Source organism: Streptomyces mutomycini, from assembly GCF_001700505.1.
GTDB lineage: Bacteria > Actinomycetota > Actinomycetes > Streptomycetales > Streptomycetaceae > Streptomyces > Streptomyces mutomycini.
In genome coordinates this window covers 21,186-44,735 of the sequence record NZ_MAPV01000081.1, presented here as the reverse complement: position 1 = coordinate 44,735, position 23,550 = coordinate 21,186, and the positions used below count along the sequence as shown (strand labels likewise).

28 protein-coding genes and 1 pseudogene are annotated in these 23,550 nt (G+C 71.6%); 23 read left to right on the top strand and 6 right to left on the bottom strand.

Annotated features, from left to right (window positions below; genetic code table 11):
- Positions 1 to 15: 15 nt before the first annotated feature.
- The 4 genes from BFF76_RS12815 (at position 16) to glmM (ending at position 4,468) form a co-directional block, all read left to right on the top strand.
- On the top strand, positions 16 to 1,644 hold the full coding sequence (locus tag BFF76_RS12815) for an ABC-F family ATP-binding cassette domain-containing protein (RefSeq protein ID WP_199831574.1): 1,629 nt from the start codon (positions 16 to 18) through the stop codon (positions 1,642 to 1,644).
- A gap of 227 nt (positions 1,645 to 1,871) precedes the next feature.
- Entirely contained in the window at positions 1,872 to 2,315 is a 444-nt protein-coding gene (gene rplM, locus BFF76_RS12810) for a 50S ribosomal protein L13 (RefSeq protein ID WP_031096418.1), read from the top strand.
- 46 nt (positions 2,316 to 2,361) lie between these two features.
- Entirely contained in the window at positions 2,362 to 2,889 is a 528-nt protein-coding gene (gene rpsI, locus BFF76_RS12805; protein ID WP_031096420.1) for a 30S ribosomal protein S9, read from the top strand.
- Positions 2,890 to 3,109: 220 nt separating this feature from the next.
- Positions 3,110 to 4,468 (top strand): phosphoglucosamine mutase, encoded by a 1,359-nt coding sequence (gene glmM, locus BFF76_RS12800; RefSeq protein WP_031096422.1) that lies wholly within the window; start codon positions 3,110 to 3,112, stop codon positions 4,466 to 4,468.
- 7 nt (positions 4,469 to 4,475) lie between these two features.
- On the opposite strand, the gene BFF76_RS12795 is transcribed toward glmM, so the two are convergent.
- Complete coding sequence (locus BFF76_RS12795) at positions 4,476 to 5,435, bottom strand: DUF389 domain-containing protein (protein ID WP_031096424.1); 960 nt, start codon at positions 5,433 to 5,435, stop codon at positions 4,476 to 4,478.
- A gap of 19 nt (positions 5,436 to 5,454) precedes the next feature.
- On the bottom strand, positions 5,455 to 6,447 hold the full coding sequence (coaA, locus tag BFF76_RS12790) for a type I pantothenate kinase (protein WP_065848250.1): 993 nt from the start codon (positions 6,445 to 6,447) through the stop codon (positions 5,455 to 5,457).
- Between the two features lie 203 nt (positions 6,448 to 6,650).
- On the opposite strand from coaA, the gene BFF76_RS34430 reads away from it, so the two are divergent.
- The gene (locus BFF76_RS34430; RefSeq protein ID WP_267882496.1) at positions 6,651 to 6,779 is read left to right on the top strand and encodes a PIN domain-containing protein; all 129 of its coding nucleotides are present in this window, start codon (positions 6,651 to 6,653) and stop codon (positions 6,777 to 6,779) included.
- Between the two features lie 161 nt (positions 6,780 to 6,940).
- Positions 6,941 to 7,216, top strand: a complete 276-nt coding sequence (locus tag BFF76_RS12780) for a hypothetical protein (protein ID WP_031096428.1) — start codon at positions 6,941 to 6,943, stop codon at positions 7,214 to 7,216.
- Between the two features lie 49 nt (positions 7,217 to 7,265).
- On the opposite strand, the gene BFF76_RS12775 is transcribed toward BFF76_RS12780, so the two are convergent.
- Positions 7,266 to 7,733 carry an HIT family protein gene (locus BFF76_RS12775; protein ID WP_065848249.1) on the bottom strand — a complete coding sequence of 156 codons (468 nt, stop codon included), beginning with the start codon at positions 7,731 to 7,733 and terminating at the stop codon, positions 7,266 to 7,268.
- A gap of 168 nt (positions 7,734 to 7,901) precedes the next feature.
- Positions 7,902 to 7,973 (bottom strand): annotated as a pseudogene (locus BFF76_RS34660) (RNA polymerase subunit sigma-70); the annotation flags it as partial.
- A 232-nt stretch (positions 7,974 to 8,205) separates the two neighbouring features.
- Here BFF76_RS34660 and glmS point away from each other — a divergent pair.
- The 8 genes from glmS to BFF76_RS12735 all read left to right on the top strand — a co-directional run bounded on the left by glmS (position 8,206) and on the right by BFF76_RS12735 (position 15,773).
- Positions 8,206 to 10,053 (top strand): glutamine--fructose-6-phosphate transaminase (isomerizing), encoded by a 1,848-nt coding sequence (glmS, locus tag BFF76_RS12770; protein ID WP_031096432.1) that lies wholly within the window; start codon positions 8,206 to 8,208, stop codon positions 10,051 to 10,053.
- Positions 10,054 to 10,065: 12 nt separating this feature from the next.
- Positions 10,066 to 10,434: a holo-ACP synthase gene (locus tag BFF76_RS12765; RefSeq protein ID WP_031096433.1), complete on the top strand. Its 369-nt coding sequence runs from the start codon at positions 10,066 to 10,068 to the stop codon at positions 10,432 to 10,434.
- Between the two features lie 4 nt (positions 10,435 to 10,438).
- On the top strand, positions 10,439 to 11,890 hold the full coding sequence (locus BFF76_RS12760; RefSeq protein ID WP_053930279.1) for a bifunctional ADP-dependent NAD(P)H-hydrate dehydratase/NAD(P)H-hydrate epimerase: 1,452 nt from the start codon (positions 10,439 to 10,441) through the stop codon (positions 11,888 to 11,890).
- Between the two features lie 49 nt (positions 11,891 to 11,939).
- Positions 11,940 to 12,326, top strand: a complete 387-nt coding sequence (locus BFF76_RS12755; RefSeq protein WP_053930280.1) for a DUF488 domain-containing protein — start codon at positions 11,940 to 11,942, stop codon at positions 12,324 to 12,326.
- Positions 12,327 to 12,386: 60 nt separating this feature from the next.
- Complete coding sequence (gene alr / locus BFF76_RS12750; protein ID WP_031096436.1) at positions 12,387 to 13,541, top strand: alanine racemase; 1,155 nt, start codon at positions 12,387 to 12,389, stop codon at positions 13,539 to 13,541.
- 52 nt (positions 13,542 to 13,593) lie between these two features.
- On the top strand, positions 13,594 to 14,817 hold the full coding sequence (locus BFF76_RS12745; RefSeq protein ID WP_031096437.1) for an alpha/beta fold hydrolase: 1,224 nt from the start codon (positions 13,594 to 13,596) through the stop codon (positions 14,815 to 14,817).
- A 19-nt stretch (positions 14,818 to 14,836) separates the two neighbouring features.
- Complete coding sequence (gene tsaE / locus BFF76_RS12740) at positions 14,837 to 15,382, top strand: tRNA (adenosine(37)-N6)-threonylcarbamoyltransferase complex ATPase subunit type 1 TsaE (protein ID WP_031096438.1); 546 nt, start codon at positions 14,837 to 14,839, stop codon at positions 15,380 to 15,382.
- 184 nt (positions 15,383 to 15,566) lie between these two features.
- Positions 15,567 to 15,773, top strand: coding sequence for a hypothetical protein (locus BFF76_RS12735; RefSeq protein WP_031096439.1), 207 nt, complete (start codon positions 15,567 to 15,569; stop codon positions 15,771 to 15,773).
- A gap of 39 nt (positions 15,774 to 15,812) precedes the next feature.
- On the opposite strand, the gene BFF76_RS12730 is transcribed toward BFF76_RS12735, so the two are convergent.
- A complete protein-coding gene (locus tag BFF76_RS12730) occupies positions 15,813 to 16,406 on the bottom strand; it encodes a L,D-transpeptidase (protein ID WP_078850685.1) in 594 nt (197 codons plus the stop codon).
- A 135-nt stretch (positions 16,407 to 16,541) separates the two neighbouring features.
- Here BFF76_RS12730 and tsaB point away from each other — a divergent pair, with 135 nt between their 5' ends.
- From tsaB to BFF76_RS12695, 7 genes are all read left to right on the top strand, one after another.
- Complete coding sequence (gene tsaB, locus BFF76_RS12725; RefSeq protein ID WP_065848257.1) at positions 16,542 to 17,189, top strand: tRNA (adenosine(37)-N6)-threonylcarbamoyltransferase complex dimerization subunit type 1 TsaB; 648 nt, start codon at positions 16,542 to 16,544, stop codon at positions 17,187 to 17,189.
- The gene (gene rimI, locus BFF76_RS12720) at positions 17,186 to 17,677 is read left to right on the top strand and encodes a ribosomal protein S18-alanine N-acetyltransferase (RefSeq protein WP_053930282.1); all 492 of its coding nucleotides are present in this window, start codon (positions 17,186 to 17,188) and stop codon (positions 17,675 to 17,677) included. Before tsaB ends, rimI begins: the two co-directional genes overlap by 4 nt.
- Positions 17,677 to 18,777 carry a tRNA (adenosine(37)-N6)-threonylcarbamoyltransferase complex transferase subunit TsaD gene (gene tsaD, locus BFF76_RS12715; protein WP_031096446.1) on the top strand — a complete coding sequence of 367 codons (1,101 nt, stop codon included), beginning with the start codon at positions 17,677 to 17,679 and terminating at the stop codon, positions 18,775 to 18,777. Before rimI ends, tsaD begins: the two co-directional genes overlap by 1 nt.
- Positions 18,774 to 19,049 (top strand): hypothetical protein, encoded by a 276-nt coding sequence (locus BFF76_RS12710; protein ID WP_031096448.1) that lies wholly within the window; start codon positions 18,774 to 18,776, stop codon positions 19,047 to 19,049. Before tsaD ends, BFF76_RS12710 begins: the two co-directional genes overlap by 4 nt.
- Positions 19,050 to 19,149: 100 nt before the next feature.
- The gene (locus BFF76_RS12705; protein WP_053930283.1) at positions 19,150 to 19,614 is read left to right on the top strand and encodes a VOC family protein; all 465 of its coding nucleotides are present in this window, start codon (positions 19,150 to 19,152) and stop codon (positions 19,612 to 19,614) included.
- Between the two features lie 68 nt (positions 19,615 to 19,682).
- Complete coding sequence (locus BFF76_RS12700) at positions 19,683 to 19,955, top strand: DUF1876 domain-containing protein (RefSeq protein WP_031096452.1); 273 nt, start codon at positions 19,683 to 19,685, stop codon at positions 19,953 to 19,955.
- Positions 19,956 to 20,012: 57 nt separating this feature from the next.
- Positions 20,013 to 20,663, top strand: coding sequence for a hypothetical protein (locus tag BFF76_RS12695; protein ID WP_053930284.1), 651 nt, complete (start codon positions 20,013 to 20,015; stop codon positions 20,661 to 20,663).
- Here BFF76_RS12695 and BFF76_RS12690 read toward each other — a convergent pair whose 3' ends face one another.
- Complete coding sequence (locus BFF76_RS12690; RefSeq protein ID WP_065848248.1) at positions 20,664 to 21,887, bottom strand: THUMP-like domain-containing protein; 1,224 nt, start codon at positions 21,885 to 21,887, stop codon at positions 20,664 to 20,666. It abuts the gene before it with no gap.
- 123 nt (positions 21,888 to 22,010) lie between these two features.
- Between BFF76_RS12690 and BFF76_RS12685 the strand changes: the two genes are divergently transcribed.
- The gene (locus BFF76_RS12685) at positions 22,011 to 22,907 is read left to right on the top strand and encodes a polysaccharide deacetylase family protein (RefSeq protein WP_244167269.1); all 897 of its coding nucleotides are present in this window, start codon (positions 22,011 to 22,013) and stop codon (positions 22,905 to 22,907) included.
- Between the two features lie 303 nt (positions 22,908 to 23,210).
- Complete coding sequence (gene groES / locus BFF76_RS12680; protein WP_030579741.1) at positions 23,211 to 23,519, top strand: co-chaperone GroES; 309 nt, start codon at positions 23,211 to 23,213, stop codon at positions 23,517 to 23,519.
- Positions 23,520 to 23,550: the final 31 nt, after the last annotated feature.

Sequence of the window (23,550 nt, the reverse complement as noted above, 5' to 3'; positions counted from 1 at the left end):
TCGCCTGCCGTGACAATGCTGTGCATGGGACATCTTGAAGCGGGCCACCTGGAGTACTACCTACCGGACGGACGGGTGCTGCTCGGCGACGCTTCGTTCCGGGTGGCCGATGGCGCCGTCGTCGCGCTCGTCGGCGCGAACGGGGCGGGGAAGACCACCCTGTTGAAGCTGCTCGCCGGGGAGCTCCAGCCGCACGGCGGCTCGGTATCGGTGAGTGGCGGGCTCGGCGTGATGGCCCAGTTCGTGGGTTCGGTGCGGGACGAGCGGACCGTCCGTGACCTGCTGGTCTCCGTGGCCCAGCCCAGGATCAGGGAGGCGGCGCAGGCCGTCGACGCGGCCGAGGAACGCATCCTGAGCGTGGACGACGAGGCCGCGCAGATGGCGTACGCGCAGGCGCTGAGCGACTGGGCGGAGGCGCGCGGGTACGAGGCCGAGACGCTGTGGGACGTCTGCACCATGGCCGCGCTCGGCGTCCCGTACGAGAAGGCGCAGTGGCGTGAGGTGCGCACGCTCAGCGGTGGCGAGCAGAAGCGGCTGGTCCTGGAGGCACTGCTGAGGGGCCCGGACGAGGTGCTGATCCTGGACGAGCCGGACAACTATCTGGACGTCCCCGGCAAGCGGTGGCTGGAGGAGAAGCTCAAGGAGACCCGCAAGACGGTGCTCTTCGTCTCCCACGACCGGGAGCTGCTGTCGCGGGCCGCCCAGAAGATCGTGAGCGTGGAGCCCGGTCCGGCCGGCTCGGACGTCTGGGTGCACGGTGGCGGTTTCGACACGTACCACCAGGCACGCAAGGACCGGTTCGCGCGCTTCGAGGAGCTCCTGCGGCGCTGGGAGGAGGAGCACAAGCGGCTGAAGGCGCTCGTCCTGCGGATGCGGCAGCAGGCAGCGAACAGTCCCGACATGGCGAACCGCTACCACGCGATGCAGACCCGCTTCAAGAAGTTCGAGGAGGCGGGACCGCCGCCGGAGCCGCCCCGCGAGCAGGACATCAGGATGCGGCTGCGCGGCGGGCGGACGGGGGTGCGGGCGGTGACGTGCACCGCCCTGGAGCTGACCGGTCTGATGAAGCCGTTCGACCTGGAGATCTACTACGGGGAGCGGGTCGCGGTCCTCGGCTCCAACGGCTCGGGCAAGTCACACTTCCTGCGGCTGCTGGCGGGCGAGCCGGTCGCGCACACCGGTGAGTGGAAGCTCGGTGCGCGGGTCGTGCCCGGGCACTTCGCGCAGACGCACGCCCATCCGGAGCTCCTCGGCAAGACGCTCGTCGAGATCCTGTGGACGGAGCAGGCCAAGGACCGCGGCGGTGCGATGTCGGTGCTGCGGCGCTACGAACTGGAGCGCCAGGGCGACCAGGCCTTCGAGAGGCTGTCCGGCGGGCAGCAGGCGCGCTTCCAGATCCTGCTCCTGGAGCTCTCGGGCACGACCGCGCTGCTGCTGGACGAGCCGACGGACAACCTGGACCTGGAGTCGGCCGAGGCCCTGCAGGACGGGCTGGAGGTGTACGACGGGACGGTCATGGCCGTCACGCACGACCGCTGGTTCGCGAAGTCCTTCGACCGGTACCTGGTCTTCGGCTCGGACGGGGTGGTGCGGGAGTCCGCGGAGCCGGTCTGGGACGAGCGCAGGGTCCAGCGGGAGCGGTAGGGCTGAGGCGTTTTGACCCGTCGCGGGCGGGGCGGGTACTGTCGGTGGTTGTTATACGTATCGGCTTCGTCGTTCTCACGCGAAGAGCCCTTACGTAGGTTCTCTGGAGCAGTTACCAGTGGCTCGCATACGGGCAGCGTTCCCGGCCTTGTGAGCCCCAGCTGCATGATCGCTTCAGGGGTGCCATGTATCTGGACCTCATCCACTGAAGAAGCGAAGGCTACGAAGTGCGTACGTACAGCCCCAAGCCCGGCGATGTCACTCGCCAGTGGCACATCATCGACGCCGAGGACATCGTCCTCGGCCGTCTGGCCACCACGGCTGCGAACCTCCTCCGAGGCAAGCACAAGGCGATCTACGCCCCCCACATGGACATGGGCGACTTCGTCATCATCATCAACGCCGAGAAGGTTCACCTCTCCGGTAACAAGAAGACCCAGAAGATGGCGTACCGCCACTCGGGCTTCCCGGGCGGTCTCCGTTCGGTGCGCTACGACGAGCTGCTCTCGAAGAACCCCGAGAAGGCCGTCGAGAAGGCCATCAAGGGCATGATCCCCAAGAACACCCTGGGTCGTCAGATGATCTCGAAGCTCAAGGTCTACGCGGGCGACCAGCACCCGCACGCTGCGCAGCAGCCGGTCCCGTTCGAGATCACCCAGGTCGCGCAGTAGTTCCGGCCTCCCCCCTAAGACGTTAAAGAAAGATCTGAGGAGAATCGTGGCCGAGACCACTGCAGAGACGCCCGTCGAGGGCACCGAGGGCGAAGAGACCTTCGCCGAGGTGACCACCTTCGAGTCGGAGGTCCCCGTCGAGGGTGAGTACACCTCCGAGTCGCTCGCCGGCCGCTTCGGCGACCCGCAGCCCGCCGCCGGCCTTGGCCGTCGCAAGAACGCCATCGCCCGCGTCCGGATCGTTCCGGGCACCGGCAAGTGGAAGATCAACGGTCGCACCCTTGAGGACTACTTCCCCAACAAGGTGCACCAGCAGGAAGTCAACGAGCCCTTCAAGGTGCTCGAGCTCGACGGCCGCTACGACGTCATCGCCCGCATCTCGGGTGGCGGCGTCTCCGGTCAGGCCGGTGCCCTGCGCCTCGGCGTGGCCCGCGCGCTGAACGAGGCTGACGTGGACAACAACCGCGCCACGCTGAAGAAGGCCGGCTTCCTCTCCCGCGACGACCGTGCGGTCGAGCGCAAGAAGGCCGGTCTCAAGAAGGCCCGTAAGGCCCCGCAGTACAGCAAGCGCTAAATCGCCTGCTCATCTGCTTTACGCGTTCGCCCCGGCGGCACACCTCGTGCTGCTGGGGCGTTCGTTTATCAGCTCGCGCGGGCGTATAACGGCTTAAGACGCTTGGACGTTTATAGGGTCGGCGGTTTGAGGCGCACCCTTCTTTGTTGTGCCTTGCCTCGTTTCGGCCTGTTTTCAGTACTTTGGTTTTGTGGTTTCGGAGCACCTTCGGAGGACACCAGTGGGACGACTCTTCGGCACGGACGGCGTGCGCGGCGTCGCCAACGCGGACCTGACAGCAGAGCTCGCGCTCGGGCTCTCGGTCGCGGCGGCGCACGTACTCGCCGAGGCGGGCACCTTCGAGGGGCATCGCCCGACCGCTGTGGTGGGCCGTGACCCCCGTGCGTCCGGAGAGTTCCTGGAAGCCGCCGTCGTGGCGGGCCTCGCCAGTGCCGGCGTGGACGTCCTGCGCGTCGGTGTGCTGCCGACCCCCGCCGTCGCGTACCTCACCGGTTCCCTCGGTGCCGACATCGGTGTCATGCTCTCGGCCAGTCACAACGCCATGCCCGACAACGGCGTCAAGTTCTTCGCCCGCGGCGGCCACAAGCTCGCCGACGAGCTGGAGGACCGCATCGAGACGGTCTACGAGCAGCACCGCACCGGCGAGCCGTGGAGCCGTCCGACCGGCGCCGGCGTCGGCCGGGTGACGGACTACACCGAGGGCTTCGACCGCTACGTCGCCCACCTCATCGCCGTCCTCCCGAACCGGCTCGACGGGATCAAGGTCGTCCTCGACGAGGCACACGGCGCCGCGGCCCGTGTTTCGCCCGAGGCGTTCGCCCGGGCCGGGGCCGAGGTCGTCACCATCGGCGCCGAACCGGACGGCCTCAACATCAACGAGGGCTGCGGCTCCACCCACATGGAGCTGCTGCGGGCGGCCGTCGTCGAGCACGGCGCCGACCTCGGCATCGCGCACGACGGTGACGCGGACCGCTGCCTGGCCGTGGACGCGGCCGGTGAGGAGGTCGACGGCGACCAGATCCTGGCCGTGCTCGCCCTCGCGATGCGCGAGTCCGGTCACCTGCGCAAGGACACCGTGGTCGGCACGGTCATGTCGAACCTCGGCTTCAAGATGGCGATGGAGCGGGAGGGCATCCAGCTCGTCCAGACCGCCGTCGGTGACCGCTACGTCCTGGAGTCGATGAAGGCCGAAGGCTTCGCGCTGGGCGGCGAGCAGTCAGGCCACGTCATCGTCCTGGACCACGCGACGACGGGTGACGGCACCCTGACCGGGCTGATGCTCGCGGCCCGGGTCGCCGCCACCGGACGTACGCTCGCCGACCTGGCCGGTGTGATGCAGCGCCTCCCGCAGGTCCTCATCAACGTGCCGGACGTGGACAAGTCGCGCGTGGGCACCTCGCCCGAGGTCGCCACCGCTGTGGCCCGCGCCGAGCACGAGCTGGGCGACACCGGGCGGGTGCTCCTGCGGAAGTCGGGCACCGAGCCGCTCGTACGGGTCATGGTCGAGGCCGCCGACCTGGAGCAGGCGCGCGCCGTGGCCGGGCAGCTGGCCGACGTGGTCAAGTCCGCGCTCGGCTGACACAGCCTCAACCGCCGGAGGGACCCGGCCTCACGGCCGGGTCCCTCCGGCGTTGCGCCGCCCACAGCGCCTTCTGCAGCAGCAGCGTGAGGGTCCCGGCGAGGACGATGCCGGCCAGGTTGGCCAGCAGTTGCGCCGAGGACCCCCAGGTCTGTGCCAGGTCCTGGTAGCTGAAGGCGACCGCGGCGTTGGCGGCGGCCGGCACCGTGGTCACCGAGATCGCCACCCCGATCAGCGCCCCGGACTTCGCCGAGGTCAGCGAGAGGGTCCCCGCGATGCCCGCGAGGAGCGCGACCACGAACGACATCCAGTCCGGGTGCCAGATGAAGCCGGTGTTGGGCCTCTCCGCCTTGACCATGTCCTCGGTGAACAGCCCGAGCAGGTCCATCAGCCAGGCGAAGCCCGCCGTGAGCACCATCGCCGCCGCGAAGCCGCCGATCAGCGCCCACAGGGACCGTGCGACCAGCCGGGGCGCGCGCTGCACCAGGGCCGTCGAGATCCCGGCCAGCGGGCCGAACTCCGGGCCCACCGCCATCGCGCCCACGATCAGCACCGCGTTGTCCAGCATCACTCCGCACGCGGCGAGCATCGTCGCCACGGAGAGGAAGGCGACATAGGTGGCGCTGAAGGTCGACTCCTCGTGGGTCACCTCGCTCAGCTCTTCCCAGAGCACCGCGTCCGCGCCCTCGCCCGGCGCCGCCCGCTCCGCCTCCTCGGCACTCCTGGACAGCGTCAGATCCATGTTCTCGACGGTGATGGAGCCGTCGCTGTCGATGCCCGCCTTCCGCAGCGCGCCGATCAGTTCGTCGCCGGCCTCCCGTGCCACGTCGCACATGACCACATCGCCCACCGGGCTCCGCGCTGCTCCGGTCAGCACCGCGAGGTGCGCGGTGCCCACGGTCCGCTCCAGCAACCGCACCACCTCGTCGGTGCGTTCGGCGGGCACGATGAGGCGCAGATGCAGCACGGGCGCACCCTTTCCCTGGTCAGAGTTTGCGCAGCGAGAGCCGCTGGACCTTGTGGTCGGGCCCTTTGCGCAGCACCAGAGTGGCACGGCCGCGCGTGGGCGCCACGTTCTCCAGCAGGTTGGGCTTGTTGATGGTCCGCCACATGGTGCGCGCGTAGTCCAGCGCCTCCGCCTCGGAGACCTGCGTGTACTTGCGGAAGTACGAGAACGGGTTCTGGAACGCCGTCTCACGCAGCCTGCGGAAGCGGTGCAGGTACCAGTTCTCGATGTCCTCGGCGCGCGCGTCGACGTACACGCTGAAGTCGAAGTAGTCGGCGAGCCCGACCCTGGTCCGGCCGTCCTTGCCGGGCAGCGCGGGCTGCAGGACGTTCAGCCCCTCGACGATCAGGATGTCGGGGCGGCGTACGGTCAGCCGCTCGCCCTGCACGATGTCGTAGATCAGGTGGGAGTAGACGGGCGCCGTCACCTCGTCCTTGCCGGCCTTGATGTCGGCGACGAACCGGGTCAGCGCCCGCCGGTCGTACGACTCGGGGAACCCCTTGCGCGACATGAGGCCCCGCGCTTCGAGCTCCTTCATCGGCAGCAGGAACCCGTCGGTCGTCACCAGCTCCACCCGGGGGTGCTCGGGCCAGCGAGCCAGCAGCGCCTGCAGGATGCGGGCACTGGTGGACTTGCCGACGGCGACGCTGCCTGCGACCCCTATGACGAACGGGGTACCGCGCTGCTCGCCGTGCCCGTTGCCCGCGTCCCCCAGGAAGGTGTTCAGTGCGCCGCGCAGGCCGGAGGTGGCCTGGACGTAGAGGTTGAGCAGCCGGGAGAGCGGCAGATAGACGTCCCGGACCTCGTCGAGGTCGATGACGTCGCCGAGTCCTCTCAGCTTCTCGACCTCCTCGGCGCTCAGCGGCAGCGGGGTCTTGTCGCGCAGAGCACTCCACTCCGCCCGGGTCAGGTCGACGTAGGGCGTCGGCGCGTGCTCGGTGCGGCGGGGACTCCGTGCGGACGAGGTGATCACGTACTCATTGTCGCGGGAGTTCGAACGGAGTGGGGGGTGGGGTCGGTCACGTGGCCGGGCTCGGATTCTCCAGTAGCCGAGCACCGGCTATGCATGTTCGATGACCTCTGCCCGGACGTCCCGGTGCCGAAGAACGCCGGACGCGGATCGGGGCGGTACAGCAGCGAATGGCGCGCGCGGGACAGCACCGGAGTGCCTCTGCGGTGGATCTGGTCACTGCCGCCACTGCTGCCCACCTCGGACTGGCCGTCCTCCATGACGACGTCGACTACCTCACGGTCGCCCGGTACGCACCCGACTTGAGGGAGCACCGCATCCACGACGTGGGCTGAGCAGGGTGGGCCGGGAATTCCCGCCGGTCCCCTTCTGCCGACGCCCCGGCCCCGCTCGGAGTGCCCGGCCGAACCGCTGGTAGCCTGCCGCCCCGCCGTTCGGGCGTGATCGTCCCGGGCGGCGGTTCTCGTATCCGTACGTACGCAGCATCGAGGTGCGCATGAAAACTGGCAGAACCGGCGCCGTCGCCGCAATCGCGGGGGCGGCCGTCGCTCTCTCCACCTTCGCGGCTCCCGCGGCGCAGGCCGCGGACACCGGGATCACCGTGTCGAGGATCGTCGTCAACGGGGGCAAGTCCGTCATCGTGGGCACCTCCGACGAGAAGGCCCCGCCCGTGACCTTCCGGATCACGCTCCCCACCGGGTACAGCACGGCTGACTGGTCCGCCTGGGACGCGGCGCCGTACCTCTACCACGGCACCACCGCGGTCAAGTGAGCGGCTGAGGGCCGTCCCCGGCACCCGCGCGGCAGTCGGGCCGCGGACTTCACCGACTGTCCGGACGCTCGCTGAGCCGGGTCCGGAGCGCCCTGGCCATCCGGTCCGCCCGATCGGCCGTCACCCGCTCGGGCTCCGGGGCCCGTAGCAACTCGAAGACCCCGGGCCCACGTTGCTCCTGCGGCAGATCCGCCGCGCGCGGCACGATGTGGAAGTGCACGTGGGCGAAGCCCTCGGCTTCGGCGAACTGGACGACATACGTCTTGTCGCAGCCGGTCACGCTGCGAAGCGCCCGGGAGAGGCCGACCTGCCACCTCCCCAGTGTGGAGGCCTCCGCGTCGGTGAGGTCGTGAAGGGCCGTGACGTGGCGGCGGGGCAGCAGCACCAGCCAGCCCGGGAGCGCTGTGTTGAAGGCGTGGGCCACCCGCCAGTGCTGGTCGAAGGCGAGGCATTCCCGGGGTGGAAGTTCGTCGAACCGTGCTTCCTTGTCGCACGGGTAGCACTCGGGAGTCGTCATGGACCGAAAGCGTAGATGTGTTCGGCCGGGAATACGCAGGTCACCGCAGCCTGCCCCTCCGCCGCTCGAGGAGCGCGCCCAGCCTGACCGGGGGCCGGTGTCCGCACCCCTGCAGCGGACACCGGCCCCCGGCCGGGCGGAACTGGACCGCACGGATCAGGGCCGGGCGTGGATGTCCGCCGCGTGGCGGTCGTAGAGCCCGGCGAAGAGCTCCGGATCGTCGATGGACCGGGCGATCATCTCGGCGTCGTCCGGCAGGGCAGGTGGCGGTGGTCGTTGTCCGGGCACGGAGCCTCCAGCGGTCCGGTCGGCGAGGTTGCCATCCGCTTGTTGCCCGCAGCGGGCGGAAAGGTTCACGGGGCCGGCGGGCCCGGACCGGCAGCCCCGGCCGACAGGGTGGCAGACACTTTTGGCGCAATGGCCGGCACTTCCGCGCCGCCCCGACCGGGGACGCCAGCCTTATGGTGGCGATATGTGCGGAATCGTGGGTTACGTCGGGGCGCAGTCGGCGCAGGATGTCGTTGTCGCGGGGCTGAAGCGGCTGGAGTACCGGGGGTACGACTCCGCGGGGGTCGCCGTCCTCGCGGACGGGGGGCTTGCCTCCGCGAAGAAGGCGGGGAAGCTCCTCAACCTGGAGAAGGAGCTCAAGGACCGGCCGCTGCCGGCCGGGAACACCGGGCTCGGGCACACCCGTTGGGCCACGCACGGCGGGCCCACCGATGCGAACGCCCACCCGCATCTCGACAACGCGGGCAGGGTCGCCGTCGTGCACAACGGGATCATCGAGAACTTCGCGGCGCTTCGTGAGGAGTTGACCGGGCGTGGCCATGACCTGGCCTCCGAGACGGACACCGAGGTGGTCGCCCATCTGCTCGCCGAGGCGTACTCCTCCGGCGGTGACCCGGCCGAGGCCATGCGGCAGGTGTGCCGTCAGCTGGAGGGCGCGTTCACGCTGGTCGCCGTACACGCGGACGAGCCCGATGTGGTGGTGGGGGCCCGGCGGAACTCGCCGCTGGTGGTGGGCGTGGGGGACGGGGAGATGTTCCTGGCCTCCGATGTGTCCGCCTTCATCGCGCACACGCGGGACGCGATCGAGCTGGGCCAGGACCAGGTGGTCGAGCTGCGCAGGGACGGGGCGACGGTCACCGGTTTCGACGGCGGGCCGGCCGACGTACGCGAGTACCACGTGGACTGGGACGCGTCGGCCGCCGAGAAGGGCGGTTACGCCTCCTTCATGCTCAAGGAGATCGCCGACCAGCCCAAGGCCGTGGCCGACACGCTGCTCGGGCGGGTCGACGGCTCGGGCAGCCTCCACCTCGACGAGGTGCGTATTCCGCAGAGCGTGCTCCGCGAGGTCGACAAGGTCGTCGTCATCGCCTGCGGGACCGCCTTCCACGCAGGGATGATCGCCAAGTACGCCATCGAGCACTGGACCAGGCTGCCGTGCGAGACGGAGCTCGCCAGCGAGTTCCGCTATCGCGATCCGATCCTGGACCAGCGCACCCTCGTCGTAGCCATCTCGCAGTCGGGCGAGACGATGGACACACTGATGGCGGTACGGCATGCCCGGGAGCAGGGGGCGAAGGTCCTCGCCATCTGCAACACGAACGGCTCGACGATTCCGAGGGAGTCGGACGCCGTCCTCTACACGCACGCCGGGCCCGAGGTCGCCGTCGCCTCCACCAAGGCGTTCCTGACACAGCTCGTCGCCTGCTACCTGGTCGCGCTGTATCTGGGGCAGGTGCGCGGCACCAAGTGGGGCGACGAGATCCGCACCGTCGTGCGCCAGCTCTCCGAGATGTCCGGCGCGGTGGACCGTGTTCTGGGAACCATGGAGCCGGTACGCGAACTGGCCCGCTCCCTGTCCGCACACGACACCGTGCTCTTCGTGGGCCGGCACGTGGGCTACCCGGTGGCCATGGAGGGCGCCCTGAAGCTCAAGGAGCTCGCGTACATGCACGCGGAGGGCTTCGCCGCCGGGGAGCTCAAGCACGGGCCGATCGCGCTGATCGAGGAGGGCCTTCCGGTCGTCGTGATCGTGCCGTCCCCGCGCGGCCGTTCGGTGCTGCACGACAAGATCGTGTCGAACATCCAGGAGATCAGGGCGCGTGGCGCCCGTACCGTCGTCATCGCCGAGGAGGGCGACGAGGAGGTCGTCCCGTACGCCGATCACCTCATCACGATCCCGGTTACGCCTACGCTGCTTCAGCCGCTGGTCGCCACGGTGCCGTTGCAGGTGTTCGCCTGCGAGCTGGCGACCGCCCGGGGCAACGAGGTGGACCAGCCGCGCAACCTGGCGAAGTCCGTGACAGTCGAGTGAGTGAGTGAGCGCGTGATCATTGGGGTCGGGATCGATGTGGCGGAGATCGAACGCTTCGGCGCCGCGCTGGGGCGTACGCCCCAGCTCGCCGAGCGGCTCTTCCTGGAGCGGGAGCTGCTGCTCCCGGGCGGGGGGCGCCGGGGGATCGCCTCGCTGGCGGCCAGGTTCGCCGCCAAGGAGGCCCTGGCCAAGGCGCTCGGCGCGCCGGGCGGGCTGCTCTGGACCGACGCCGAGGTGTGCGTCGAGGACAGCGGCCGGCCCCGGCTCGAGGTGCGTGGCACCGTCGCGGCGCGGGCGGCCGAACTCGGCGTGCGCAGCTGGCACGTCTCGCTGAGCCACGATGCGGGGGTGGCGTCGGCCGTGGTGATCGCGGAGGGTTGAGGGTATGCGACATGCCTACAGCGTCGAGACCGTACGGGCCGCCGAACAGGCGCTGATGGCACGGCTGCCGGAGGGGGCGCTGATGGCGCGCGCCGCCGCCGGGCTCGCGGTGGCCTGCGGTGACCTGCTCCGGCGCAACGGGCGGGTGTACGGCTCCCGGGTGCTCCTCCTCGTCGGCAGCGGCGACAACGGCGGCGACACGCTGTACGCGGGGGCCCGGCTGGCCCGGCGCGGAGCGGGAGTGCGGGCGGTCCTGACCACGCCGGACAAGGTGCACCGGGCCGCGCTCGACGCCCTGCTGGCGGCGGGCGGGCAGGTCATCGACGGCCCGGACCTCGGTGCCTTCGGCCCGGTCGACCTCGTCGTCGACGGCATCACCGGGATCGGCGGACGCGGTGGTCTGCGGCCCGGGGCGGCGGAGCTGGTCCGCGCGGTCACCACGGGCCACGCGCCGGTGCTCGCGGTGGACCTGCCGAGCGGGGTCGAGGCGGACACCGGCCAGGTGCTCGGCGCCGCCGTACGGGCGGACGCGACGGTCACCTTCGGTACGTACAAGCCGGGGCTGCTCATCGACCCGGCCGCCGAACACGCGGGCGCGCTCCGGCTCGTCGACATCGGCCTGGGGGCGGAACTGCCCGCACGGCCCGACCTGGAGGCGCTCCAGTACGCCGACGTGGCAGCCCTGCTGCCCGTGCCCGGCGCCGAGAGCGACAAGTACCGGCGCGGGGTCGTGGGAGTGGCCGCCGGCTCGGAGCGTTACCCGGGCGCGGCCGTGCTCGCGGTCGCGGGGGCGCTGCGCGGAGGCGCGGGGGCCGTGCGCTACACGGGCCCCGGGGCCGACGCGGTGATCGCGCGCTTCCCGGAGACGCTGGTGCACCCCGGGCCGCCGTCGAAGGCCGGCCGGGTGCAGGCCTGGGTCGCCGGGCCCGGCCTCGGCGACTCCTCGGCGTCGGCGTCGGCGGTGGCCGATGTGCTGGCCGCCGACGTCCCGGTGCTGGTCGACGCGGACGGGCTGCGGCTGATGGACGCCGGGGACGTACGGGCGCGTACCTCCGCCACCGTCCTCACCCCGCACGCCGGCGAGGCCGCCGCGCTGCTCGGCGTGGAGCGCGCGGAGGTCGAGGCGGGACGGCTCGCCGCCGTACGGGAGCTCGCCGCGCGCTACCGCTGCACGGTGTTGCTGAAGGGTTCGACGACTCTCGTCGCCGAACCCGGGGACACAGCCGTGCGGGTGAACCCGACCGGCACGTCCTGGCTGGCCACGGCGGGCAGTGGCGATGTGCTGTCCGGGCTGACGGGTTCGCTGCTGGCCGCCGGTCTCGCACCGCTCGACGCCGCGTCGGTGGGCGCCTACCTGCACGGGCTCGCGGCGCGCCGGGCCTCGGACGGGGCACCGGTCGCCGCACAGGACGTCGCCGACGCCGTACCGGAGGCCTGGCGGGACGTGCGGGCCTGATCCACGCTGGAAGCGGAGGCCGGAGCGGCGGAACGGACGGTGATCGGTCGTGGGCAGCGGCAGCGGCATTCGCGTACGAAGGGTGTACGACCCGCCGGAGGACGACGACGGCACCCGCGTCCTGGTCGACCGGCTCTGGCCGCGCGGGATCTCCAAGGAGCACGCGGCGGTCGACCTGTGGGCCAAGGACGCGACACCGTCGAAGGAACTCCGCACCTGGTACCACGAGGACCGTTCCGGCAGCCGGCACGACGTCTTCGTGGAGCGCTACCGCACCGAGCTCGGTGACTCCGCGCACACCGAGGCCGTCGAGGGACTCCTCGCCCTGCTGCGGCGGGGTGGCCCCGTCACGCTCCTCACGGCCGTGAAGGACGTCCCGGCCAGCCATGTACCGGTTCTCGTCGACCATCTGGAGCACGCCCTCGACCACCGCTGACCGCCTCACCGGGCACAGAGGTCGAGGGCACAGACGTACGGCTCTGAGACACTGGGCGCGATGAACGAGACAGCGACCCTGAGAGCCCGTGCCGAGATCGACCTCGCCGCGCTGCGCGCCAACGTGCGCGCCCTGCGCGCGCGGGCGGCCGGGGCACAGCTCATGGCCGTGGTGAAGTCCGACGCGTACGGGCACGGAGCGGTGCCCTGCGCCAGGGCGGCGCGCCAGGCCGGTGCGGCCTGGCTGGGCACCGCCACCCCGCAGGAGGCGCTCGCCCTCCGGGAGGCCGGTATCGGCGGCCGGGTGATGTGCTGGCTGTGGACGCCCGGCGGCCCCTGGCGTGAGGCGGTCGAGGCGGACATCGATGTCTCGGTGAGCGGCATGTGGGCCCTCGACGAGGTCGTCGCCGCCGCCACGGAGGCAGGAATTCCGGCCCGGGTCCAGCTCAAGGCCGACACGGGCCTCGGGCGCAACGGCTGCCAGCCCGCGGACTGGCCGGCGCTCGTCACGGCCGCCCGCGCCGCCGAGGAGGCCGGCGTCCTGCGCGTCACCGGCCTCTGGTCCCACTTCGCCTGCGCCGACGAGCCCGGCCACCCGTCGATCGCCGCCCAGCTGGACGTCTTCCGCGACATGGTGGCTTACGCGGAGAAGGAGGGCGTCCGGCCCGAGGTACGGCACATCGCCAACTCCCCGGCGACGCTCACGGTGCCCGAGTCCCACTTCGACCTCGTCCGCACCGGCATCGCGATGTACGGCATCTCGCCCAGCCCCGAGCTGGGCACCCCGGCCGACTTCGGGCTGCGGCCCGTCATGACGCTCGCCGCCTCAGTGGCGCTGGTCAAGCAGGTGCCCCCGGGGCACGGGATCAGCTACGGGCACCACTACACGACCCCCGCCGAGACCACGCTCGCCCTGGTGCCGGTCGGCTACGCGGACGGCATCCCGCGCCATGCCTCGGGACGGGGCCCCGTCCTCGTCGGCGGCGCCGTCCGCAGGATCGCGGGCCGGGTCGCGATGGACCAGTTCGTGGTCGACCTCGAGGGCGAGGCCCTGGAAGCGGGCGCGGAGGCGGTGCTCTTCGGACCGGGGGACCGGGGCGAGCCGAGCGCGGAGGACTGGGCGCAGGCGGCGGACACGATCGCGTACGAGATCGTCACGCGCATCGGCGCCCGCGTCCCGCGCGTCCATCTCCACGAGGACTCCGCCCGGGGCTGAGCGCCATCCCGGCAGGACGGCCACGACCACGACGACGAAGGGGCACAGCACGGTGAGCGATACCAGCGCGGAAGACGTGATGGCGACGGCGGCCGTCGCGGCGGCCGGCTGGCGCCGGGCGGGCGTCGCCGGGGCGGCGATAGGTGTCATCGCCGCGGGCGCGGCCGCGGGCGTCGCCGTCGAACGGCTCACCGTGGGCCGGGGCATGCGGAAGAAGGCCCGTCTCGCGCTGGACGCCTCCGGCCCGTACGGCTCACTCCGCGGGCAGCCCGGCAGGGCGGTCGCGGACGACGGCACCGAGCTGTACTACGAGGTCGACGAGACCGAACCGGACTGTGGTTCGGGCCGTGCGGGCGGCTCCGGTACGGGAAGCCCCGCGGGCCGCGGACCGCGCAGGCGCCGGCTCTTCGGCAGCAAGGACCCCGCGCCCCTGACCGTCGTCTTCAGCCACGGCTACTGCCTCGGCCAGGACTCCTGGCACTTCCAGCGGGCGGCGCTGCGCGGCCTGGTCCGCACGGTCCACTGGGACCAGCGCAGCCACGGCCGCTCCGAGCGGGGCAGGGCGCAGGCCGAGGGCGTACCGGTCGGCATCGATCAGCTCGGCCGCGATCTCAAGGCGGTCCTCGACGCCGCGGCGCCCGAGGGCCCGCTGGTGCTGGTCGGGCACTCCATGGGCGGCATGACGATGATGGCGCTCGCCGACCGGTATCCGGAGCTGGTCCGGGACCGGGTGGCCGCGGTCGCGTTCGTGGGGACGTCGAGCGGGAAGCTCGGCGAGGTGAATTTCGGGCTGCCGGTGGCGGGCGTGAACGCGGTGCGCCGGGTGCTGCCCGGAGTGCTGAAGGCGCTCGGCTCGCAGGCGGAGCTGGTGGAGCGCGGGCGGCGGGCGACCGCCGATCTGTTCGCGGGGCTGATCAAGCGGTACTCGTTCGGATCGCGGGACGTGGACCCGGCGGTCGCGCGGTTCGCGGAGCGGCTCATCGAGTCGACCCCCATCGACGTGGTCGCCGAGTTCTACCCCGCCTTCACCGAGCACGACAAGAGCGGGGCCCTGCCGGCCTTCCGCGGGCTGCCGGTGCTGATCCTCGCCGGTGACAAGGACCTGGTGACTCCCAGCTCGCACAGCGAGGCCATCGCGGACGAGCTGCCGGAAGCGGAGCTGGTCATCGTGCCGGACGCCGGTCATCTGGTGATGCTGGAGCACCCCGAGACGGTCACCGACCGGCTCGCCGACCTGCTCGTGCGGATCGGAGCCGTTCCGGCCGGGGCGCGCTGATCCTCTACCGTTGGTCGGCATGGAAGCAGCGCACAACGGCCCGGTGGCCGACACGGCCGAACCGGGCAACGCACCCGGCACCGTCACCCTGGACGTCGCCGTCGAGTCCCCCGAAGAGATGAAGGAGCTCGGCCGCCGGATCGCCGGTGTGCTGGCCCCCGGCGACCTGGTGATGCTCACCGGTGAGCTCGGCGCGGGCAAGACGACTTTGACCCGGGGCCTCGGCGAGGGCCTCGGGGTGCGCGGTGCCGTGACCTCGCCGACCTTCGTGATCGCCCGGGTCCATCCGCCGCTGGGCGAGGGGCCCGCCCTGGTCCATGTCGACGCGTACCGCCTGGGCGGCGGTCTCGACGAGATGGAGGACCTGGACCTCGACGTGTCGCTGCCCGAGTCGGTGATCGTCGTGGAGTGGGGCGACGGCAAGGTCGAGGACCTGTCGGCTGACCGGCTGCGGGTCGTGATCGACCGTGCGGTCGGCGACACGGACGACGAGCGCCGCACGGTCACCCTGGTGGGGATCGGCGCGCGCTGGGCGGGGCTGGGCGCGGAGCTGGCCGTGCGCTGAGAGCGGGCCGCGCCGACCTGGTGGGACGGCTTGTGCGCCCCCTGCTCCCCGACTTCGTTCCGACACTTTCCGACAGGCCGTCGGCAAAATGTTGCGCCGGGGAGCCCCGTCGTGGTCACATGGGATGCAGGGATTGGTTAGGTCTGCCTAACCATGTCTCTCGCCGAAGCCCGAGGAGGCATCCATGCCGGCACCCGAGCGTGAAGCGCACCCGCAGTCGCAGGCGGAGCCACCGTCGGTGTCAGCGGTGTCGATGAAGGACCTGCTCGCCTCCTGCGCGGCAGCGACGGCGGTGTCGACGCCACCCCGCGGCGAGCACACCGACGAGCGCGAGGCCGAGGCCGACGACACCGACGACATGCGGCCCGCCGAGGGGCGCGACGCGGCCTGACCCGCGGCCGGAAGTGCGGCAGGACTCCGGCAGGACTCCCTACGGGACGACGACGACCTTGGCTCCGACCGTGGCGAAGGTCCACAGCGCGTCGCCGTCGGCGCGCTTCATCCGCACCCCGCCGGTCCTGGCCGTGGGGTCGGGGCTCGCCATCGAGTCGTCCTGGGCGGCGCTGAAGCCCACCACCACGCCGTCGACGCTCGCGAAGCGCACCACGTGCTCGATCAGGACACCGTCCGAGCCCTTGATGCTGCCGGAGCGCGAGGTCACCCGGTACACGCCGGGCAGCGGGCTCACGGTGCTCGGCATGACGGTGAACGTACGGAGCGCCTTCTCCCCGCCGTCCACGATCCACACCCGGCGGTCCTTCAGCGCGTACACGACCCGTGCCCCCGCGTCGGAGTCCTCGGGGACCGCGAGCGGTTCCTTCGTGGCCTTCGGCTTCGCCGAGGAGGGGGAGGCGGACGGCGCGGAGGCCTTCCCCGAGGGGGCGGCGACCGAGTCCGGCGCGTTGGCCGCCGCCTGGTAGGCGAGGAAACAGACCGCGGCCACCGCCGCGGCAGTGAGCCCGGCCACGATTCCCGAGCTGCCCCTTGCCACCGTGAGGTCCCCTTTCACATGCGCCTGTCGCATGTCGTACAAGCATTTACGTCGTACACGCGTATACCCGGCGACGGTACCAGCAGCGGAAGGGGAGCCCGGGACCCCGCACGGGCCGCCGTGGGCGGGTCGGCGGAGCCGTAGGCTGTTTGTGTGCTGCTGCTCGCCATGGATACCGCCACGCCCGCCGTCACCGTCGCCCTTCACGACGGGTCATCCGTCGTCGCCGAGACCGGACAGGTCGACGCCCGGAGGCACGGGGAACTGCTGCTGCCCGCCGTCGACCGGATCCTCGCCGAGGCGGGGACGAAGCTCGACGCCGTGACCGGCGTGGTCGTCGGGGTCGGCCCCGGCCCCTACACCGGGCTGCGCGTCGGCCTCGTCACCGCCGCGACGTTCGGCTCCGCCCTGTCCGTGCCGGTGCACGGGCTGTGCACGCTCGACGCGCTCGCGTACGCCGCCGGCCTGGACGGTCTCGAAGGCCCGTTCGCCGTCGCGACCGACGCGCGCCGCAAGGAGGTCTACTGGGCGCGCTACGAGGACTACCGCACCCGGGACGGTGACCCCTGTGTCGACCGGCCCGCCGAGGTCGCGGACCGGCTCGCCGGACTGCCCGTCGCCGGCGCGGGCGCCCTGCTCTACCCCGAGGCCTTCCCGGACGCCCGCGGCCCGGAGCACGTCTCCGCCGGCGCGCTCGCCTCCCTCGCGGCCGAACGCCTGGCCGCCGGGGCCGGGCTGCTCCCGCCGCAGCCGCTCTACCTGCGCAGGCCCGACGCCCAGGTCCCGAAGAACTACAAGGTGGTCACCCCCAAGTGACCACCGCGACCGCTGTGCTCCGTGAGATGCGGTGGTGGGACATCGCCCCCGTCCTGGAGCTGGAACACGAGCTGTTCCCGGACGACGCCTGGTCGGCCGGCATGTTCTGGTCCGAACTGGCCAGGGCCCGCGGACCCCGGGCCACCCACCGCTACGTCGTCGCCGAGAACCCCGCCGACGGCCGGATCGTCGGCTACGCGGGCCTGGCATCGGCCGGCGACCTCGCCGACGTCCAGACGATCGCGGTCAGCCGTGACCAGTGGGGTGGCGGCCTCGGCTCCGAGCTCCTGACCGACCTGCTCCGGCACGCCACCGCCTTCGAGTGCACCGCCGTGCTCCTGGAGGTCCGTGTCGACAACACCCGCGCCCAGAAGCTCTACGAACGTTTCGGGTTCGAACCCATCGGCTTCCGCCGTGGCTACTACCAGCCGGGCAACATCGACGCACTCGTCATGCGCCTGACCGTACAAGGAACAGAGACAGACTGATGGCTGACGAACCCCTCGTACTCGGTATCGAGACCTCCTGCGACGAGACCGGTGTCGGCATCGTGCGCGGGACGACGCTCCTCGCCGACGCCGTCGCGTCCAGCGTCGACACGCACGCCCGCTTCGGCGGTGTCGTGCCGGAGATCGCTTCCCGTGCCCACCTGGAGTCCATGGTCCCCACCATCGAGCGCGCCCTGAAGGACGCCGGGATCAGCGCCCGCGACCTCGACGGCATCGCGGTCACGGCCGGCCCCGGGCTCGCCGGGGCGCTGCTCGTCGGCGTCTCGGCCGCCAAGGCGTACGCGTACGCGCTGAACAAGCCGCTGTACGGGGTGAACCACCTGGCCTCGCACATCTGCGTCGACCAGCTGGAGCACGGTCCGCTGCCCGAGCCGACGATGGCACTGCTGGTCAGCGGCGGGCACTCCTCGCTCCTCCTGGCCCCGGACATCACGAACGACGTACGGCCCCTGGGCGCCACCATCGACGACGCGGCGGGCGAGGCCTTCGACAAGATCGCCCGGGTGCTGGACCTCGGTTTCCCCGGCGGCCCCGTCATCGACCGGCTCGCGCGGGAGGGCGACCCGAAGGCGATCGCCTTCCCGCGCGGGCTGAGCGGCTCGCGCGATCCCGCGTACGACTTCTCGTTCTCCGGGCTCAAGACGTCCGTGGCGCGCTGGATCGAGGCGAAGCGGGCGGCCGGCGAGGACGTGCCCGTACGGGACGTGGCGGCCTCCTTCCAGGAGGCCGTGGTGGACGTACTCACCCGCAAGGCCGTCCGGGCCTGCAGGGACGAGGGCGTCGACCACCTGATGATCGGCGGCGGCGTCGCGGCCAACTCGCGGCTCCGGGCCCTAGCCCAGGAGCGGTGCGACAAGGCCGGCATCCGGCTGCGGGTCCCGAGACCCGGACTGTGCACGGACAACGGGGCGATGGTCGCCGCGCTCGGCGCGGAGATGGTGGCGCGCAACCGCCCGGTGTCGGACCTGGGTCTCTCGGCGGACTCCTCGCTGCCGGTCACGGAGACCCATGTGCCGGGGGCCCACAGCCACGGCCACGACCATGTGCACGAGATCAGCAAGGACAACCTCTACTCATGACCGTCGCCCTGATGTGGGAGGCACGCGCCGCCGAGGGCCGCGGCGCGGAGCTGCTGGAGTGGGCCCGTGCCCGGGCCGCCGAGCTGGCCCGGGAGCCGCTGCGCAGCGAGCTGCTGCGCGCCCCGCAGGACCGGGTCCTCGTGCTGACCTGGTGGGACGCGGAATACGACGAGCTGTCCGAGCTGCCGGAGCTGCCCGAGCCGGACGCCGGGATGATCACCCGCCCGGTGCACCGGTGGCGCTTCGAGTCCCTCGGTCCGGCGGGCGGCTGACGGGTGCCCGCGCGGCGCGTGTCCCGATGAGTATCCGGCGCGCGGCCCGTCCACCTCGCACAGCGGAACGACGACGTTCCGCGGTGCGGGGAGAGAGACCATGCAGAAGATCAGGCCCTGTCCGTGGTTCGACGACCAGGCCCGGGAGGCCGCGGAGTTCTACGTGTCGGTCTTCGGCGGGGACTCGCGCGTCGGCGACGTCACCTACAGCACCGAGGCCACCCCGGGGCGGACCGGCACCGTGCTGACGGTGGAGTTCGTGCTCGCCGGCCAGGAGTACCTCGCGCTCGACGTCGGTCCGCAGTTCACGTTCGACGAGGCCGTCTCGCTGAGCGTGGACTGCGAGGACCAGCAGGAGGTCGACAGGCTGTGGGCGAAGTTCACCGAGGAGGGCGAGGAGAGCATGTGCGGGTGGCTGAAGGACAAGTACGGCCTGTCCTGGCAGATCGTCCCGCGCGTACTGCCCGAGCTGATCGGCGGCCCCGACCGGGCCAGGGCGGACCGGGTGATGAAGGCGCTGATGGGGATGCGGAAGCTGGACGTCCAGGCCCTGCAGAGCGCCTGAGGCGCACGCCGTGCGTGGGCGGGGGAACGGGCGCACCCTGGAAGCAGGACTCCCGGGAGGTGACCGACATGATGGAGACCACGGTCGGATGGCACATCGAGCTGGAATTCGAGGAGGACACGCACAGGACCCGCGCGGCCGCGATGGTGCGGCTGAGTGACGGGACCGAGATGCGGGCCCACGGATACGCCAGCCGCCACCCCTCCGACGCGGAGCAGCCCAGGGTCGGCGAGGAGATCGCCGGCGCCCGAGCGCTCAACGAACTGGCGATGAAGCTGCTCACCAAGGCGCACGACGAAATCGACGAGGCGTCCGGCAGGACCTCGTACCCGCTCACCTGATTCCCACGACCGCTCCACCATCGGTGGGCGGCGCGCGGCCTCGGTAATGTCTGGGCCATGCCCAGCCGTTCACTCCTGCCGCCGCCGCCCCCGCCTGCGGAGATACGCACCTGGCCCGACCGCGAGACCCTGCTGAGGGACCGGGCGGTGGTTCTCGACGAGCTGGTGAAGATGTTCGTCGGGCCCGCGCGGCTCGGAGTCCTGTGGATGTGGGCGGGGACCGCCGCGCTCGGCTGGTCGCTGGTGGGGGCGGCGCTGCTCATGTTCGAGGACGCATACGACCCCCTCGGCGTGGCCCCGGGGGTCATCTGCCTCGCCGTGGGCGCGGTCGTCCTGATCCCGGCGGCCGTGCTCCTGGCCGTCGGCGTGGCGAGGGACCTGCGGGTGCACGCGCTCCTCGTGCAGTGGGGCGGACTGGACCGCGACCCGGTGGGGGACATGCCCCTGCGCAGGCCGGGGGCGAGCCTCGCCTGGCTGCTGACGTCGTTCACGCTCTGCGCGACGGGTCTGTTCGGCTGCGTGGCCGTCCCGGCGACGGCGAGGGCGGGCCAGGAGACGTACGGCCTGGTGGCCTGGCTGATGGGGCTCGGGCTCATCGCATGGCTGGCCGGACTGACCGGCCTCGTCAAGGCGTTCGCCCACCGCCGCTGGGTGCTGCGGGTGCTCGTCGGGGCGCCGGAGGACCCGCCGGTCACGGCGGGCGGCTGATCAGGCCCCCTTCACGGGCTGCCCGACAAGCATCGTCGGGGCCCCGGCCACCCGGGTCAGGAAGACGGTGGCCGCGTGCGGCCCCTGGAGCTTCATCTTCCGCCGCAGTTCCTCCGGTTCGACCGCGGAGCCGCGCTTCTTGACGGTCAGGACACCTACCTGACGCTCCCTCAGCAGCGCCTTCAGCTTCTTCATGTTGAAGGGCAGCTGGTCGGTGATCTCGTACGAAGCAGTGGCGTCGGACTCGTACGGCGCGTCGCTCGTGACGTAGGCGATCGTCTCGTCGATCAGCCTGCCCTCGCAGCGCTCGACGATCTCGGCCACCAGATGGGAGCGGATCACGGCGCCGTCCGGCTCGTGCAGATACCGGCCGACGGGGCCGACCGGAGGGGCGGGGAGCGGGCCGTCGGAGGTGAGGGTCGTCCCTGACGGGAGCAGCGTGGCGCGGAAGCGGCCGGGGGTGAAGCCCTCGCCGAACCAGAGCACGGCCTCCTTCACGTCGCCGCCGTCCGAGATCCACTCTGCCTCGGCCCGAGGTCCGATCGCCTCGTGGGGGACGCCGGGGGCGATCTTCAGTGCGGCGCGGGGCGCCTTCAGCGCCGCGCCGGTCGCCCAGGAGAGCGGCGGCGAGTAGGCCTCGGGGTCGAAGATCCTGCCCCGCCCGCCGCGCCGCGCCGGGTCGACGAAGACGGCGTCGTACGGGGAGGTGTCGATATCGGTGACGTCGGCGCACCGCACCTCGACGAGGTCCTGGAGGCCGAGAGCCTCGGCGTTGGCGCGGGCGACCTGGGCGGTGAGCGGGTCGCGGTCCACGGCCAGGACAGTGATGCCCGCCCGGGCCAGTGCGATCGCGTCGCCGCCGATGCCGCAGCACAGGTCGGCCACGCTGCGTACTCCGAGCTCCGCGAACCGCCCGGCGCGGTGGCCGGCGACCGAGGTGCGGGTCGCCTGTTCCACGCCGTCGGGCGTGAAGAACATGCGGTACGCGTCCGCGGCCTCGAACTTCGCCACCGCGCGCTGCCGCAGCCGCGCCTGACCGAGCGCCGCCGACACGAGGGCGGCGGGGTGCGTGCGGCGCAGCCGGGTCGCGGTCGCCAGTTCCCGTGCGGGGTCGTGGTCGCGCAGCTCGTCCAGGAGCGCGGTGCCCTCGGGGGTGCGCAGGGCGGCGAAGGCGGCGAGCGGGTCGGCGGGGCCGGCCTGACCGGCGGGGGGAAGGGCGTTCACGGGTCCATTGTGAGCCAGCCGGGGGATGCGGCGGGCCCGCCGGATGTGTCGTGGGAGGAGGCCGGTGACGCGGTGGCAGGATGCGGCGCCATGCAGCTAGTACGACAAAAAGAAAAATCTGCCATGAAGTGCCGCAGAACGGCCTGTGCGGTTCTGGCCGCACTGCTGATGGGCGCCGCCGCCTCCGGATGCGCCGACGGTGAGGGCCAAGGAGCCGGCGGCCCGGGGAAGCCGGCCGCCGGGCAGCAGGGGGCCGCCGTCGCGCAGGCGCCCGCCGCCAAGGCCGAGCGGCTGAAGCGGGAGCGGGCCGCCCGCGTCGCCGCCGCGAAGAAGTGGGGTCTGGCGAAGGTCCCGCTCGTCGCCCCCGCGCCTCCCGCGGTGAAGCCGCGCATCACCACCCGCGAGGGCTTCGAGGTGGAGGGCGGGGAGACGCTGCCACCGGTCTTCACCACCGTGCCGACCAAGGAGCGGGTCGTCTTCCTGACGATGGACGACGGGGCGGAGAAGGACCCCGAACTGCTGCGGATGATGACCGAGCTGAAGATCCCGTACAGCGCCTTCCTCAGCGACTACGTGGTGAGTGACGACTACGGGTACTTCAAGGACATGCAGGCCAGGGGGGTCACCCTCAACAACCACACGATCAACCACCGTTATCTCCCGGGGCTCTCGAAGGCCGAGCAGCGGCGGGAGATCTGCGGTGAACAGGACAAGATCGAGAAGTACTTCGGGAAGCGGCCCACCCTCTTCAGGCCGCCGTACGGCAACTACAACGGCGACACCCTGCGCGTCGCCGCGTCCTGCGGCATCAAGGCCGTGCCCCTGTGGGCCGCCGAGGCGTTCCCCGACCACATGGAGTGGCGCGAGCAGGACCGGGACCTGCACCCCGGCGACATCATCCTCACCCACTTCCGTGGGGACGAGGACTGGGAGGGGTCGATGACCGACATGATCCGCCAGGTCATGAAGACGGTCACGGACAAGGGGTACTCCGTGGCCAGGCTGGAGGACTACGTCTGACGGGACCGCGTCCGGCGTGGATACGGGGCGCCCCGCGCGATCCCTCCGTCACCGGAACACCGCGGCGGCCTCCCGCGTTGTCCGGCGTGAGCGGTCACGCGACGCCACGCCAGGGTGGTGAATTGGCACTCCGCTTGACCGAGTGCTAATCGCGGTCATAGTCTCTGTGCTGGCACTCACCGATGGAGAGTGCCAGCACAACCGCGCGACAGGGCAGGTCCGGCACCCGCGACGACGGATCGGTCTGGTCGCCAACCACAGACTGTTAAACCCCGTGAGATCTCCGAAGGGGGAGACCGGATCGTGTCGACCACCAGCTCCAAGGTTGCGATCAAGCCGCTCGAGGACCGCATTGTGGTCCAGCCGCTCGACGCCGAGCAGACCACGGCTTCCGGCCTGGTCATTCCGGACACCGCCAAGGAGAAGCCCCAGGAGGGCGTCGTCCTGGCCGTGGGCCCGGGCCGCTTCGAGAACGGCGAGCGGCTTCCGCTCGACGTCAAGACCGGCGATGTCGTTCTGTACAGCAAGTACGGCGGCACCGAGGTGAAGTACAACGGCGAGGACTACCTCGTCCTCTCGGCGCGCGACGTTCTCGCGATCGTCGAGAAGTAATTCACTTAACGTTTGCTTCCGTTCTGCGCCC

Bases quoted from the DNA above. Each gene is read 5' to 3' on its own strand.
- BFF76_RS12815 (WP_199831574.1), top strand. From the start codon at position 16: ATGCTGTGCATGGGACATCTTGAAGCGGGCCACCTGGAGTACTACCTA.
- BFF76_RS12780 (WP_031096428.1), top strand. From the start codon at position 6,941: ATGAAAACTGGCAGAACCGGCGCCGTCGCCGCAATCGCGGGGGCGGCC.
- BFF76_RS12775 (WP_065848249.1), bottom strand. From the start codon at position 7,733: ATGACGACTCCCGAGTGCTACCCGTGCGACAAGGAAGCACGGTTCGAC.
- glmS (WP_031096432.1), top strand. From the start codon at position 8,206: ATGTGCGGAATCGTGGGTTACGTCGGGGCGCAGTCGGCGCAGGATGTC.
- BFF76_RS12760 (WP_053930279.1), top strand. From the start codon at position 10,439: ATGCGACATGCCTACAGCGTCGAGACCGTACGGGCCGCCGAACAGGCG.
- alr (WP_031096436.1), top strand. From the start codon at position 12,387: ATGAACGAGACAGCGACCCTGAGAGCCCGTGCCGAGATCGACCTCGCC.
- tsaE (WP_031096438.1), top strand. From the start codon at position 14,837: ATGGAAGCAGCGCACAACGGCCCGGTGGCCGACACGGCCGAACCGGGC.
- BFF76_RS12735 (WP_031096439.1), top strand. From the start codon at position 15,567: ATGCCGGCACCCGAGCGTGAAGCGCACCCGCAGTCGCAGGCGGAGCCA.
- BFF76_RS12730 (WP_078850685.1), bottom strand. From the start codon at position 16,406: ATGCGACAGGCGCATGTGAAAGGGGACCTCACGGTGGCAAGGGGCAGC.
- tsaB (WP_065848257.1), top strand. From the start codon at position 16,542: ATGGATACCGCCACGCCCGCCGTCACCGTCGCCCTTCACGACGGGTCA.
- tsaD (WP_031096446.1), top strand. From the start codon at position 17,677: ATGGCTGACGAACCCCTCGTACTCGGTATCGAGACCTCCTGCGACGAG.
- BFF76_RS12710 (WP_031096448.1), top strand. From the start codon at position 18,774: ATGACCGTCGCCCTGATGTGGGAGGCACGCGCCGCCGAGGGCCGCGGC.
- BFF76_RS12705 (WP_053930283.1), top strand. From the start codon at position 19,150: ATGCAGAAGATCAGGCCCTGTCCGTGGTTCGACGACCAGGCCCGGGAG.
- BFF76_RS12700 (WP_031096452.1), top strand. From the start codon at position 19,683: ATGATGGAGACCACGGTCGGATGGCACATCGAGCTGGAATTCGAGGAG.
- BFF76_RS12695 (WP_053930284.1), top strand. From the start codon at position 20,013: ATGCCCAGCCGTTCACTCCTGCCGCCGCCGCCCCCGCCTGCGGAGATA.
- BFF76_RS12685 (WP_244167269.1), top strand. From the start codon at position 22,011: ATGAAGTGCCGCAGAACGGCCTGTGCGGTTCTGGCCGCACTGCTGATG.